At 37.0% G+C, this 15,137-nt stretch carries 11 protein-coding genes and 1 riboswitch; of the genes, 3 read left to right on the top strand and 8 right to left on the bottom strand.

The features are described from left to right. Nucleotides 1-542 precede the first annotated feature (542 nt). The 4 genes from FOT98_RS14735 to rlmD form a co-directional block, all read right to left on the bottom strand. Nucleotides 543-1,061: a YehS family protein gene (locus FOT98_RS14735; protein WP_063262717.1), complete on the bottom strand. Its 519-nt coding sequence runs from the start codon at nucleotides 1,059-1,061 to the stop codon at nucleotides 543-545. Nucleotides 1,062-1,459: 398 nt separating this feature from the next. Then, on the bottom strand, nucleotides 1,460-3,478 hold the full coding sequence (locus FOT98_RS14740; protein ID WP_063262716.1) for a GAF domain-containing sensor histidine kinase: 2,019 nt from the start codon (nucleotides 3,476-3,478) through the stop codon (nucleotides 1,460-1,462). Between the two features lie 172 nt (nucleotides 3,479-3,650). Further along, complete coding sequence (locus FOT98_RS14745; protein WP_063262715.1) at nucleotides 3,651-4,640, bottom strand: tRNA dihydrouridine synthase; 990 nt, start codon at nucleotides 4,638-4,640, stop codon at nucleotides 3,651-3,653. A gap of 96 nt (nucleotides 4,641-4,736) precedes the next feature. Next, nucleotides 4,737-6,113, bottom strand: coding sequence for a 23S rRNA (uracil(1939)-C(5))-methyltransferase RlmD (gene rlmD, locus FOT98_RS14750; protein ID WP_048529384.1), 1,377 nt, complete (start codon nucleotides 6,111-6,113; stop codon nucleotides 4,737-4,739). A gap of 121 nt (nucleotides 6,114-6,234) precedes the next feature. Further along, nucleotides 6,235-6,336: riboswitch (purine riboswitch) on the top strand. A 202-nt stretch (nucleotides 6,337-6,538) separates the two neighbouring features. On the opposite strand from rlmD, the gene FOT98_RS14755 reads away from it, so the two are divergent. From FOT98_RS14755 to FOT98_RS14765, 3 genes are all read left to right on the top strand, one after another. Further along, nucleotides 6,539-7,735, top strand: coding sequence for a NupC/NupG family nucleoside CNT transporter (locus FOT98_RS14755; RefSeq protein ID WP_063262714.1), 1,197 nt, complete (start codon nucleotides 6,539-6,541; stop codon nucleotides 7,733-7,735). Between the two features lie 175 nt (nucleotides 7,736-7,910). Continuing rightward, complete coding sequence (locus FOT98_RS14760) at nucleotides 7,911-8,993, top strand: polysaccharide deacetylase family protein (protein ID WP_061679423.1); 1,083 nt, start codon at nucleotides 7,911-7,913, stop codon at nucleotides 8,991-8,993. Nucleotides 8,994-9,109: 116 nt separating this feature from the next. Further along, nucleotides 9,110-10,339 (top strand): aminopeptidase, encoded by a 1,230-nt coding sequence (locus FOT98_RS14765; protein ID WP_061679424.1) that lies wholly within the window; start codon nucleotides 9,110-9,112, stop codon nucleotides 10,337-10,339. Nucleotides 10,340-10,379: 40 nt separating this feature from the next. Here FOT98_RS14765 and FOT98_RS14770 read toward each other — a convergent pair whose 3' ends face one another. From FOT98_RS14770 to gabT, 4 genes are all read right to left on the bottom strand, one after another. After that, nucleotides 10,380-10,703: a DMT family transporter gene (locus tag FOT98_RS14770; protein ID WP_000263262.1), complete on the bottom strand. Its 324-nt coding sequence runs from the start codon at nucleotides 10,701-10,703 to the stop codon at nucleotides 10,380-10,382. 47 nt (nucleotides 10,704-10,750) lie between these two features. After that, nucleotides 10,751-12,202 carry an NADP-dependent succinate-semialdehyde dehydrogenase gene (gene gabD / locus FOT98_RS14775; RefSeq protein ID WP_061679425.1) on the bottom strand — a complete coding sequence of 484 codons (1,452 nt, stop codon included), beginning with the start codon at nucleotides 12,200-12,202 and terminating at the stop codon, nucleotides 10,751-10,753. Beyond that, nucleotides 12,195-13,562: a sigma-54 interaction domain-containing protein gene (locus FOT98_RS14780; protein ID WP_063262713.1), complete on the bottom strand. Its 1,368-nt coding sequence runs from the start codon at nucleotides 13,560-13,562 to the stop codon at nucleotides 12,195-12,197. The genes gabD and FOT98_RS14780 overlap by 8 nt, the downstream gene beginning before the upstream one ends. A gap of 115 nt (nucleotides 13,563-13,677) precedes the next feature. Continuing rightward, nucleotides 13,678-15,042, bottom strand: a complete 1,365-nt coding sequence (gabT, locus tag FOT98_RS14785; protein ID WP_063262807.1) for a 4-aminobutyrate--2-oxoglutarate transaminase — start codon at nucleotides 15,040-15,042, stop codon at nucleotides 13,678-13,680. Nucleotides 15,043-15,137 lie beyond the last annotated feature (95 nt).

Consider the following 15,137-nt stretch of genomic DNA (forward strand, 5'->3'; position numbering starts at 1 on the left):
AACGCTTTGGAACTATGTGACATACGTTGCAGTAAGCGGAATTCTTTAGCCGTGAGACAAGCTCGTCCGATATTTTGTTTCTGCGTGAATCGTTGCATGTTTTCTCTTTTCTTTTGTTTACGTAACACTTTCACCGCTTTCTTTCTAACCATCGTTTTCACCACCTTTCTTAGAAAATTCATCACTTTTGACAAATCAATATTTAGAACGCAATGCAAAATTAGTCTTCCTCGCAATTCCTATTGGCTCAAGTAACAAAATGATTATGATTATCCAATTTCGTTGTCTTACGATCTATTCCCTGCTTATTTCCGACATATCGTAAGACAAAAAGAAACAAACATTCCCCCTGGGAAAATTGTTATAAGCGAAACAAAAGAGTTCAGCCTTATTGACTGACGGCAATTCATCTCCACCTGAATTGTTGGGTTTCACCCGTAACACAAATCAGATGGAGTCTTCTTGCCGAAAAAGATAAAAAAAGAATAGGACACAAACGCCCTACTCTACCTATTATACCATTTGCTGCTTTAACAAACTCATTACCCTCTATACTTTACACCTAATCCCTTAATGAAGTTCCTTGCATATCTATCGCCACACTCTTTGTAATTTTTATGGCCTTTCTTTCTTAATAGAGCGCCTAGTTCTCCCTTAGTTACCGTAACGCCTACGCTATCTAATATATCAAGTACATCCTCACTCGTTAAAGATAGTGCGATTTTCATTTTCTTTAGCAGAAGGTTATTCGCACTCTCTTTGCTTTGTACAGGTGCCGGTTGTCCTGGTTTCGGATCTTGCTTCCCTCTTTTTAAAGTAATAAATCCATTGAAAAATGCCTCTAACATCATCATATCGCATGTTTTTACGTACTCATCTTCAGCCACATCATCATTTTCAGCTTCATGCTGAGGCGCTCTCTTTATTTTTGTAAGCATATCAACTACGTCTTCTTTCGTTACTTCCATACCACCAAGTTTAAAGATTTCTACCATATCTATATCTCTTATATCTAAAGCGTACCTTACTCTTTTTAATATATCATTGTTGCTCATTGCCATTGTTTTGCCTCCTGAAATGTTGATTATAGTAATGCTTTTAGCATGTATAAATGAATGTCGTTAAGTTACTACTTTAACATTTTAGGGGGAGGTTTTGTAGTCTTAGGTGGATTAATGCGTGTAGGGATGATTTTAAAACCGCAACATATGCTGTTTAGGTATTTTCATTTCATATTTTCTTCCAATTAAATGATACTGATACTAGAGTTAATATGGGAAAAGATCAATATTGAATTATTTAATTGATTCTAAAGATGCTGAACGAAACCTCTGTTGGGAATTCACTATTAATTAACACAATTGAAAATGGACAAACCTGATATAAATTTGTCCATTTTTTTATGCAACTCAAATATGAATATTTGTGGTACAGTTCAACAAAACTAATCTAAATAAGTTTATTTTTTATTATTTTCATAATTAAATTTAACAAAAAAGGTCGTGCCTTCCGATCCTGTTTGAATTTCTATTTTTGCATTATGACGGGCAGCAATGGCATAACATATACCTAATCCCAATCCTGTTCCATTATCTTTGGTCGTGTAAAATGGAGTACCCAGTTTCTCTAATACTTCAGGCCTGATACCATTTCCTTGATCACGCACTGCAAGCACCACACAATCTCGATCTTCTTTGTAGGTGCTAATGGTTAGAACTTTCTCTGTATCCATCGCTTCTAAGCCATTACGGTATAAGTTTATTAATAATTGCCGTATCTCATTACGATTTAAAAGCAATTCCGGAATGTCATTTGTATCGACTTGAATATATTTATTTTGATTATGCGTATCAATCTTTATTAAAGGAATAATATCGCGGATAATTGAATTTAAATCTAACATCTGCAAATCCGATTTCCTTGTATTACCCATTGCGAGAAATTCAGTGATAATAGAATTGGCACGGTCAAGTTCTTCAATCATTAAATTAAAGTGCTTATTATGTTTCTCATAGGCGGTCTCTTCTTTTAATAACTGCAAAAATCCTCGTACTGTTGTCATTGGATTTCTAATCTCATGACTAATACCAGCTGCCATTTGCCCTATTAAATCTATGTTGGATAACCTTTTCAATTCCTGCTCATATTGCTTTTTTTCCGTTATGTTTTTAAAAATACAACAAATACCATCATCATACGGATATGCAATAACTTCGTGCCAATATTCATCAGGAGTAGAAAAAAATTCAAAATATACTGTAGTTCGCTCTGACATTACACGATGAAGTTCCTTATACATGACTTCGTCAACGCTACTCGGGAAAATCTCCCATATATTCTTGCCTAATACATCTTTTGCTGTTTTTCTTTGCGGAAAATATTGATGCTTATTTACGTACGTAAATTCCCATGTATTATTTAAAGTAAAGAATCCATCCGTAATACTTTCAATCACACTCGTAACTTTTTCATTAGCAACAGCTAGTTCTCTCGTTCGCTCTTCCACCATGCTTTCAAGCCGATCCATATATAACAAGTTTGAAAACGTAGGCGCTGTTGCATCAACGATAGATTTTGCCAGTTGTATTTTGGAGTTATCATAATTGTGAGCTTTTCCCTCTTTGCCAACAACAATTACCCCTAATATTTCTCCCATTGAAACCAATGGAATCATCAGTAGACCCTTACTATCTATATTTTTTGTTTGGATAACCTCTTGGATCTTGGCTTCATAGCTTTTCTCCATCCAATCCGCTTCTGTCCAACCACAGTCCTTGCTTAACTTCGTTGTTTTAATCATTGTTTTGTCTAGGGGGTCTAAAAGGTGGGCTACCATGTTTTTACTCTCTAAAATCTGTCCTAAGTAAAAAAAACATTTATCAAAACTCTCCTGTATCGAGGAACACATTGATAAATCACGGGTAACATTTAGTAACAGCTGCTTCTCTGCAATAAGGTTTTCCTTTTGTGCTAAATTATTCGCATTTTGAATTGCGACCGCCGCCATATTTACATAAGCTTCAACACTTTGGATTTCTGAATCTGTTAAGTTCATTGGAACTCCATAATCAAATAAAAAAACCAAACCAAATAACTCTTGCTCAAATGAGATGGGCAGAGCTAATAAGGACTTAATTTTGAACGCAGCAACTGGTCTCGAATCCGGTCGATTATCCTCTGATGTATCAGGGATATAAATCGTTTTTTTTGTTTCAATAACTTCTTTTGCCAGTAAGTCTATTTCAGGATCAATTACCTGAGTGTCGAGCGTTACGCCATTTATGGTCTCTGGTTTTCCTGCAAATCCTCTAAAGGTTCCATCTTCCTGGGGTAAATAAATTCCAACAGAGTTACACTTAACAATCTCCTCTGATATCGCCATTGTTACACGCTGTAATACTTCACGTAGTTCTAATTTTGTATTTATTATTTTTGTTATATTCGCGAGCCTAGAATATCTCGCCTGATCACTTAACATTCACATCGCCTCCAATTATAGGCATAATAAATAAACATGATACTATCATTGAAAATCCAGATCAACCTACCACTTTCGATTTTCTCCTGCATTCTTTTCTTGCTCGTGTTTTTACATAGAATAGAATATACGATTCACCTTAATTAAAATGAAACAGTGTAACTTTCAAAAGTTACACCGTTTCACTACCTTCTACCACATTCACACTCGCCTCAAACTTATCAAGTAATGCCCGTACTTCATCAGTTGATTTTGTGCTCATTAATTGATTTCTTAGTTCAGCAGCTCCAGGGAAGCCTTTTACATAAATTTTGAAGAAGCGATGTAGTCCTGTGATGGAGCGTGGTAATACTTCTGCATATTGATCTTGAAGATCAAGTTGTAGTCTTAAAAGATCTAGATGTTCTTTACTGCTATGCTCTCTTGGCTCTTTTTCGAAAGCAAATGGATTTTTAAAGATACCTCGTCCGATCATAACACCATCAATGCCGTATTTTTCAGCAAGTTCCAGTCCCATTTTACGGTCAAGAATGTCGCCGTTAATTGTTATTAGCGTATTTGGTGCAATACGGTCACGTAATTTTTTAATTTCCGGAATTAGTTCCCAATGCGCATCCACTTGGCTCATTTCTTCTCTTGTACGTAAGTGAATAGAAAGGTTTGCGATATCTTGTTTGAAAATATGCGTTAACCAATCTTCCCATTCGCTTAACTCTTTAAAGCCAAGTCGTGTTTTTACGCTGACAGGTAATCCGCCCGCTTTTGCTGCTTGAATAAGTTCTGCCGCAACGTCTGGACGTAGAATAAGGCCACTACCTTTTCCTCTTGATGCTACGTTTGGTACAGGGCAACCCATGTTAATATCGATGCCTTTAAATCCTAACTCTGCCATACCAATACTCATTTGACGGAAATATTCAGGATTATCTCCCCAAATATGTGCCACGATTGGTTGTTCATCTTCTGTAAAAATTAAACGGCCACGTACACTTTTCATACCTTCTGGATGACAATAACTATCCGAGTTTGTGAACTCTGTGAAGAATACGTCTGGGCGACCAGCTTCACTTACTACGTGACGGAAAACAACGTCTGTCACATCTTCCATTGGTGCAAGTACGAAAAATGGTCGTGGTAAATCACGCCAAAAATTATCTATCATTTCAAATTCAAATCCTCTCAATATGAATGCAATTTCAAACTCTCAATAAACCAAAAAGCAGATGGTATAGATTTTCCTATATCAACTGCTTTCCTATTATACCAACTTCAGCCAAGCTACACACTCTACATGAGTCGTATGCGGGAACATATCAACAGGTTGTACTTCCTGCGTTTTATATCCGCCTTCTTCTAGTACTTTTAAGTCACGTGCTAATGTTGCTGGGTTACATGATACGTATACGACGCGTTTCGGTTTCATGTCGATGATTGTGTTTAGTAGTGCCTCATCACAACCTTTACGCGGTGGATCTACGACCATTGTGTCAGCGATTACGCCTTCTTTGTACCATTTTGGAATGACTACTTCTGCTTCTCCTACGCCAAATTCAGCGTTTGTCATGTTGTTTAGTGCTGCGTTTCGGTTTGCGTCTTCGATTGCTTCCGGAACGATTTCAACGCCGTACACTTTTTTCGCTTTTTGCGCTAAGAATAAGGAGATTGATCCAATTCCGCAATAGGCATCAATTACTGTTTCGTTGCCATCTAGTTTTGCGTATTCTAACGTTTTATCGTATAGCACTTTCGTTTGTTCTGGATTTACTTGATAGAATGAACGTGCTGAAATTGCAAATTTAATGTCACCGATAAAGTCATAAATATATTCTGATCCGTACAGTACTGTCGTTGTGTCTCCGAAGATTACGTTTGTACGTTTCGTGTTTACGTTTTGAACAATCGATTTTACTTCTGGGAATTTTGCAGCAATTTCTTCAATGATTGCTTTCTTGTTTGGTAATTCTGCTGTACGAGTAATAAAGACAAGCATAATTTCCCCTGTTACTTGTCCGTAACGAGCCATTACATGACGAAGTGTTCCTTTATTACGTTCTTCGTTATATGCCGAAATACCGTGTTTTTCACAAATACGTTTTACTTCCTGGATTAATGTATCGTTTTCTTCAGCCTGAATTAAACATGATTCCATATTAATGATGTCATGTGTTCCTTGGCGATAGAAACCAGCGACAAGTCCACCTTCACGTTCGCCAATTGGTACTTGTGCTTTGTTACGGTATACCCATGGGTTCTTCATGCCAAGTACAGGGTGCACAGGAACATCGCTTAATCCGCCAATACGCTGCATAACGTCACGTACTTGTTTTTCTTTCGCTTGTAATTGTCCTTCATATGTTAAGTGCTGAAGCTGACAACCGCCGCACTGATTGTACACTGGGCATTCTGCATCTTTACGATATGGGCTTTCTGTATGAAGTTTCATTAAACGACCGAATGCGAAGTTTTTCTTCACTTTAATAATTTTAATTTGTGCTTCTTCACCTGGTAATCCGTTTTTAACGAAAATAGGATAGCCCTTTACTTTCGCAACACCGGCACCATCATGTGTTAAATCTTCAAATACTACATCTATAAACTCGTTTTTCTCAACTGGTGGCGTCATTTTTGTACTCATTTTCCGACCTCTCTTTTTCATAACACTGCGTTACATTTTATCATACTTATATGGTCTATTTCTATCGGAAGAAAAAAAGCTATTGACGATAGTTCTCTGTTAATGTTACGCTACTACTAATTTAATACGGACGATGTTACCTCATATATATTCGATAATATGGATCGAGAGTTTCTACCCGGCAACCTTAAATTGCTGGACTATGGGGAAAACTAATGAATATTAGCCTATGTGCAAAAAAAGACTCATATTGATTAGCTTTCTCTCATAGATGAAAGTGAATCCATATGGGTCTTTTTTTATTTTTATTTTTCTAAAAGGTCAGACATCTTACGTATGACATAAAACCTCTTTGTTTTATTTTTAGTAATATAACGAGCGTTTTATGTACAAACTTTATACGAACTTCTGAAAGGGGCAACTACATGCAATATGTAATGAGCATTATCGGTATTCTTGTCGTTTTAGGTTTATGCTTTGCTTTGTCAAACAATAGAAGTAAAATCAACTTCCGTGCAATTGCTATTATGATTGGTTTTCAAATTTTAATCGGTTGGTTTATGTTTGGCACAAAGATTGGTCAACAAATCATTATTTTCATTGGTAAAGTTTTCAACAAACTAATTAAACTTGGTACGACAGGTGTCGATTTTCTCTTTAATGGAATTCAAAGAGATTTTGTCTTTTTCTTAAACGTACTATTAATTATCGTATTTTTCTCAGCACTACTTTCTATCTTTAGTTATTTAGGTGTTTTACCATTCATCGTTCGCGTTGTCGGCGGTGCCATTTCAAAAATTACTGGTTTACCACGCGTCGAGTCATTCCACGCAGTAAACTCTGTATTCTTCGGTTCAAGTGAAGCGTTAATCGTTATTAAAAACGATTTACAGCATTTCAATAAAAACCGTATGTTTATCATTTGTTGTTCTGCGATGAGTTCCGTTTCTGCTTCTGTTACAGCATCATACGTAATGATGCTAGATGCGAAATATGTACTAGCAGCTCTTCCGCTAAACTTATTCTCAAGCTTGATCGTTTGTTCGCTATTAACACCAGTTGATACGAAGAAAGAAGATGAAGTGATTCAAAAATTTGATAGAACTTTATTCGGAGACAGCTTTATCGGCGCAATGATTAACGGTGCGCTTGATGGTTTAAAAGTAGCTGGTATCGTTGCCGCATTAATGATTGCCTTCATCGGTGTGATGGAAGTTGTAAACTACGTAATTAGTGCCGCTTCAGGTGCAATGGGATATGCTGTTACTTTACAACAAATCTTCGGTTATATACTTTCTCCATTCGCGTTCTTAATGGGTATTCCAACTCAAGATATTATCCCAGCTGGTGGTATTATGGGTACGAAGATTGTATTAAACGAGTTTGTAGCAATTCTTGATTTAAAAGATGTTGCAGCAACATTATCTCCACGTACAGTTGGAATCGTTACAGTATTCTTAATTAGCTTCGCAAGTATTAGCCAAATTGGTGCGATTGTAGGTACAATCCGTGCCCTTTCTGAAAAACAAGGAAGCATCGTTTCTAAATTTGGTTGGAAAATGCTATTTGCATCAACACTTGCTTCTATTTTATCTGCAACAATCGCTGGATTGTTTATTTAATAAAAAATCACCTTACTCGTTGAAGTAAGGTGATTTTTTTATCTATTGTTACTTTTCTCATTCCATCCATTTTCCTCAAATGATATGATGAACAAGGGTATGTCCCCACCTCTCTAACAGCGGTGGGGATTTTAAATATAAGCATGCAACATAATACACAATAGAAGGTGATTTTATGAAAAAATACGCAGCAATCGCTTTATGTACGTCTGCCATTTTAGCTGGCTGTAACAGTAGCAACGTAAGTCCTGAACCTAAAAAAGAGAAAAAGGTTCAAGAGACTAAGAAACAAGAAGTGACTGTACAAGAACAAGGTAAAATTTCTTATACTCCAATTACACATGAATCTACAAATACTACTATTCATATGACAGATATAAAGGATACTTTAACTGAGGTACAATATAAAATTTGGCGCACAGCTGACGGAAAGGAACACACTAAATCTTTTTCTTCTAAAGAAAAGGATAAACAGTTTACAATGCCTTTTGACATAAAAGAATTTGAAGGAAAACGCGGTGAGTTTCAAATTGAAGCAATAGGAATGAAAGAAGATGGGAAAACCATTCCGCTCACAAAATCTGCTATTACTTTCGAGCAAAAGGTTCCCGTTCTTATGTACCATGCAATCGATGATTATCACGGACAAGGCATTAAAGATTTATTCGTATCCCCCGCTAACTTCGAAGCCCAAATGAAATATTTAAAAGACAATGATTATACATTACTAACTTTTGAACGCTGGGGCGATATAAATAAAGTGAATAAACCTATCTTTGTTACATTTGATGACGGTATGAAAAATAATATGAATGCATTTCATATTTTGCAAAAGCTAAAAAACGATACGTTTAAACCAACAGCAACAGAATATATGATTGTTGATAACGTTGATGTAGAAGGATCACTGTCTACATCTGACATAAAAGAAATGGTTGATTCCGGCATTTTCTCCATGCAATCTCATACTGCAACGCATGCAGACTTACCGAAGATTACAAACTATGAAGAAGAATTAAAGGGATCGAAAGAAAAGCTAGAAAAAATAACAGGTAAGCCCGTTATCGCAGTTGCTTATCCATTCGGTCATGTAGATGATAAAGTCGTTGCAGAAACGAAAAAATATTATCAATTTGCGACGACAACAAAACCCGGAAAGTTCATCACAAAAGGTGAACCCGATGAGTTGTTAAAAATGAAGCGTGTTCGCATACACAATTCGACGACTGTAGAACAATTTGCTTCTTCGATTAAATAACGATGAGAGCTCAATATATTTTGAGCTCTCTTTTTACGCTATATTTATATATATTTTTTGAATTTTCTTGTATTATATATAGTAAGAAATCTTTCAAATTAAAGGAGATTATACATATGTCATTTGAACAAACGTTAGAGAAATATGCTGCTCTTGCAGTCAATGTTGGTGTTAATATTCAACCAGGACAAACATTATCAATTAGTGCACCTCTTGAAGCTGTACAATTTGTACGCCTTGTTACAGAAAAAGCATATAAATCTGGTGCAAAACACGTATATGTGGATTGGAATGATGAGACGTTAACACGCTTAAAGTTCGATCTAGCTCCTGAAGAAGCATTCGCTGAGTTCCCATCTTGGAAAGCACGCGCTCGTGAAGAATTAGCAAAAGAAGGCGCTGCATTTATGTCTATTTATGCAGAAAACCCAGATTTATTAAAAGGTGTAGAAGCAACGCGTATCGCAACAGCTCATAAAGTAGCTGGTGAAGCAATGAAAGTATACCGTGATTACGTACAAGCTGATAAAGTAAGCTGGTGTGTCATTTCTGTTCCTACGAAAGAATGGGCTGCGAAAGTATTCCCTGACGTTGCACCAGAAGAACAGGAAGCAAAACTATGGGATGCTATTTTCAAAGCTACTCGTGCTGATTTAGAAAATCCTGTGGAAGCATGGAAAGAACACGATGAAACGTTACATACAAAAGTTGATTACTTAAACGAAAAGCATTATAAAGCTCTTCACTATACAGGTCCTGGAACAGATTTAACAATCGAACTTCCAGAAAAGCATGTATGGGCTGGTGCTGGTAGCTTAAATGAAAAGAACGTACCATTTATGGCGAACATTCCAACTGAAGAAGTATTTACAATGCCACTTAAAACAGGTGTAAACGGTCAAGTATCTAGCACAAAACCGTTAGCATTTGCAGGTAACATTATCGATAATTTCACGTTAACATTTGAAAACGGACGTATCGTAGACTATAAAGCTGAAACTGGTGAAGAAGCTTTAAAACATTTAGTAGAAACAGATGAAGGTTCTCACTTCTTAGGAGAAGTGGCTTTAGTACCTCATGACTCACCAATTTCAAACACAAATATTTTATTCTACAATACGCTATTTGATGAAAACGCATCTTGCCACCTTGCAATCGGAAGTGCTTATGCTTTCAACTTAGTTGGCGGAAAAACAATGTCTAAAGAAGAACTTGCTGAAAACGGAGCAAATACTAGTATTACACATAACGACTTCATGATCGGATCAGCCGAGCTTGATATCGATGGTATTACAGATGATGGAAGACATGAACCAATCTTCCGTAAAGGTAACTGGGCATTTTAATACAAATAAAAGGCTATCTTCCACATCGGAAGATAGCCTTTTATGATGCCGATGAAACCTTAAGTCCAATTACTCCTAAAACGATAAAGAGAATACAAAATGCTTGGAATAAGCTAATGTGCTCTTTAAAGAAATACACGCTAATGATTGTAATAAGTAATGTTCCTACGCCAGACCAAATGGCATAAGCGATACTTAAATGAATTTTTTTGACAACGATAGCAAATACGCTGAAACAAATTCCATAAAATACGAAAATCAGTACACTTGGAACGAGCTTTGTTAAACCATTCGATAATTTCATCGCAATTGTTCCAGCTACTTCAAAAATAATTGTTACGAGTAATAATAGCCAATATACCATACTAGAATCTCCTTCTCTGTTACCTTATAGAGATTCTAGTATACTACTTATAGTCCTAATGAAATATATTTAATTTCTAAATATTCTTCGATACCGAAATGGCCTCCTTCGCGGCCAATACCACTCTCTTTAAAGCCACCGAACGGTGCTTGTGCAACTGATGGAAGACCATCATTTAATCCGATAATGCCGTACTCTAATGCTTCACTAATTTGGAATGCTTGACTAATATCTTTTGTAAAAATATATGCAGCTAAACCATATGGTGTATTATTTGCACGTTCGATTACTTCTTCAACCGTTTTAAATTTCGCAACTGGTGCCACTGGTCCGAATGTTTCTTCATTCATACAAAGCATCGTATCATTCGCCAATCCAATTACAGTTGGTTGCATAAAGTGTCCATCTAGCTCTGCAACCTTTTGACCACCAAATAAAACTGTTCCACCCTGTTGGATAGCATCTTCGATATGTTCCTGTACTTTCGAAACTGCATTCTCGTCAATAAGTGGTCCTACAGTCGTTCCGTCACCGAAACCATCTCCTACTTTCAACTGCCCTACTGCCTTTTGAAACTTCTCTGCAAATACTTCATACACTTCTTCCTGAACAAATACTCGGTTTGTACATATACACGTTTGTCCTGCGTTACGGAATTTCGAACCGATTACCGCCTCTACCGCTTTATCTAAGTCCGCATCGTTCATAACAATAAACGGCGCGTGACCACCTAATTCAAGTGAAACCTTTTTCATCGTTTGTGCAGCACTAGCCATTAATTCTTTCCCAATTTCCGTTGATCCTGTAAAGGAAACCTTTCGAACACGTCCATCTTCCATCCACGTATCAGCAATTGCTTTCGCACTGCCTGTTACAATATTTATTACGCCTTTTGGAATGTCCGCTTCATGAGCTAATTCAGCTAGTTTCAACGCAGTTAACGGCGTTTGACTTGCAGGCTTTACAACTGCTGTACATCCTGCTGCAAGCGCCGGGGCTACCTTTCTCGTAATCATAGCAGCAGGGAAATTCCAAGGTGTAATAGCTGCCATAACTCCAACTGGTTGCTTCATAACTAAAATACGCTTATTCGGATGAGAAGCAGGAATCATTTCACCGTATACGCGTTTGCCTTCTTCTGCATACCATTCAACAAAGCTATTTGCATAATTCACTTCACCAAGTGCTTCTGCAAACGGCTTTCCTTGTTCTCTCGTCATGATCGCTGCAATCTCTTCTTTATTTTCATCAATAAGTGTGAACCATTTTTTCAACTTCACTGCACGGTCTGCTGCTGTTAACTTAGACCATGATTTAAAAGCTTCATGGGCCGCATCAACAGCTTGCTTTGCCTCTGTTACTCCGCCCCTTGGTACCGTCGCAAATATTTCCTTCGTTGCTGGATTATTTACTTCGATTTGTTCTTGCAATGTAATCCACTCACCATTTATATACATCGCCTTTTTCTCTACATTTACAAACGTCGCTTTTTTATCCAATGTTTTCTTCCTCCTCTATAAGTTTCTTTATTTTCCTAGTGGCAGCAGATTGACTTATTTTTAAAAACTCCGCTACTTTATAACTCGATCCATATGTTTTATATGCTTTCAAAATAATATTCCGTTCTACTTCTTCTAACATTTTATAGAGACTTTGACCGGACTGTTCAACCGTTGATTCTTGCATCGCTATTGGCAAATCTTCTATCGTAACGATATCGTCAGCAGTTATAACAATTCGCTCAATTACATTTTCAATTTCTCTATTATTTCCTTCCCAAGGGTAACCAACAAACATTTGCAATGTGCTAGGTGCTAATTTTACATTCCGGCCATATTTCTCATTAAAGTGCTGTAAATAATGATAAATGAGTGGCAAAATGTCTTCGGTTCTTTCCCGGAGTGGTGGAATTAAAATTGGAATGACATTCAGACGATAATATAAATCTTTTCGGAATGTTCCCTGTTTCACCATCATACTTAAATCTCGATTTGTTGCTGCTACAATTCTCACATCCACTTTTTTTAATTCCCTTCCGCCTATAGGGCGAAACGTTTTTTCTTGCAACACTTGCAAAAGCTTTGCTTGAATTTCAAGCGGCATTTCGCCAATTTCATCTAAGAAAAGAGTTCCTCTATGCGCTGACTCTAATAATCCCTTTTTCCCTTCACGATTCGCACCTGTAAAAGATCCACCTGAATATCCAAAAAGCTCTGATTCAATTAAATTCGTTGGCAATGCCGCACAGTTAATTTCATAGAAACTTTCATTCTTCCGGTTACTCACTTCATGTAAATGACGTACTAATCGACTCTTCCCTACTCCTGTCTCGCCTAAAACGAGAACTGTACTATCTACCACGGATACTTTCTTGATTGTCTCGACTATTTTTTGCATAGCGATACTTTTAAAAATAAGTCCTTCATGTTCATACGTTTCTCTTAATTCTTTTTTATATGTTTTTAACTGATTATCCATTTCCTCTACCTTTTGACGTAATTGGTAGAGTTCTGTAAGATCACGAGAATAACTAATTACTCTTCTTAAATTTCCCTCATCGTCAAAAACAGGCCTTGTACGAACATGTAAATACTCTCCTGATTTTGTCGTTTGAACGAGTTCAATCGGTCTCTTTTTTTCAATTACTTCTAACGTTGCCGATGGATAAAAGATACCATCCTTCTGCAATTCTTTCACATGCTTACCTACTAACTCTTTAGCAGCTAATTGATAGTGCCCTTCACATGTACTATTTACACGCACAACGATTCCCTTTTCGTCAGTTACAAAAATTTCGTCAAACGCATATTCAAATACATCTTGTAAATCCATTAACATTCGTTCCTTTTCTGCAACCATCCTAGCCACCCCTAACTTCCAATCCATCGATTCACTTCACTACCTTTATTATAAAGTGAATTTTCTGCATTTTATATAGAGTCAGCTAGAATGTTTGCGATTTATTATTTAGCTTTTAAACATGCGCAGTATTTGCTTTCTCATAACAGACTTGTAATGATTCTTCAATGATTGTTAATCCTTCTTCAAGTTGCTCATCTGTAATAACTAATGGCATTAACACACGAATAACATTACCGTATGTCCCTGCTGATAGTAGAAGTAATCCGCGTTTGTTTGCTTCTGCGCACAAGTTAGCTGTTAACGTTTTATCAGGTACTTTCGTCTTACGATCTTGAACGAGCTCGAATGCACACATTGCCCCTAAACCACGCACATCACCAATGCAATTATATTTATTTTTCATCTCTTCGAATCGGTTCATTACGACTTTTCCTAACTCTATCGCTCTATCATTTAAATTCTCTTTCTCTATTACATCAAGTACTGCCAATGCTGCTGCACATCCTAGCGGGCTTCCTGCATACGTTCCACCAAGCTCTCCCGGCGCAGACTCATTCATAATTTCCTTGCGCCCAATAACACCACTAATCGGTACACCAGCGCCTAATGATTTAGATACCGTAATTAAATCTGGAACGACATCATAATGATCAATGGCAAAATATTTTCCTGTACGACTAAATCCTGTTTGAATTTCATCCGCTACAAATAGGATGCCGTGTTCTGAACAAATATTGCGCACTTCTTGCACAAACTTCTTACTTGGAACGATAAATCCGCCTTCTCCTTGAACAGGTTCCATTACAACGGCTGCAATTGTTTCTGGTGCTACTTCTGATATGAAGAAATTCTTAAACTCTTCAATCATAAAGTCATCATACTGCTCTTCCGTTAATCCTTCTGGGCGGCGATATTCGTACGGGAATGGTGCTTTATAGACTTCAGGCGCAAATGGGCCAAATCCAAATTTATATGGTTTTACTTTACTTGTCATCGTCATTGTCATTAATGTACGCCCGTGGAATCCCTTAGAAAACGCGATAATACCAGGTCTTTTTGTATATTTACGAGCGATTTTCACAGCGTTCTCAACTGCTTCTGCACCACTATTTAAAAATAGTACTTGCTTATCAAAACTTCCCGGTGCTAATGCTGCAAGTTTTTCTGCTAATTCAATATATGGCTCATACATCATGACATTAAATCCAGTATGAATGTATTGATCTACTTGTTTATGGAGCGCCTCTTTAACAGCTGGATGACAATGCCCTACGTTTATTGTTCCGATTGCTCCCGCGAAATCAATGTACTGATTGCCATCAACATCTGTTACAAGAGCACCACTTGCAGATTGTACAAACGTTGGGATGCCGTTACTTACTCCTTTTGGTACTATATTTTGGCGGCGTTCTAATAAAGACGCTGCTTTCGGTCCAGGAATTTGTTCATTTACTTTAGCAAATTTTTTTGTGTTCATACGTACCCCATCCTTTTCTTTACATTGTTTTCTTTTTACATTGCAAAATGTATGCCAACATTCTTTTCCAGCATTCATCCTATATGCCTTCTATT

Origin of the sequence: Bacillus sp. HY001 (assembly GCF_007558965.1) — a bacterium.
GTDB classification, from domain to species: Bacteria; Bacillota; Bacilli; order Bacillales; family Bacillaceae_G; genus Bacillus_A; species Bacillus_A mobilis.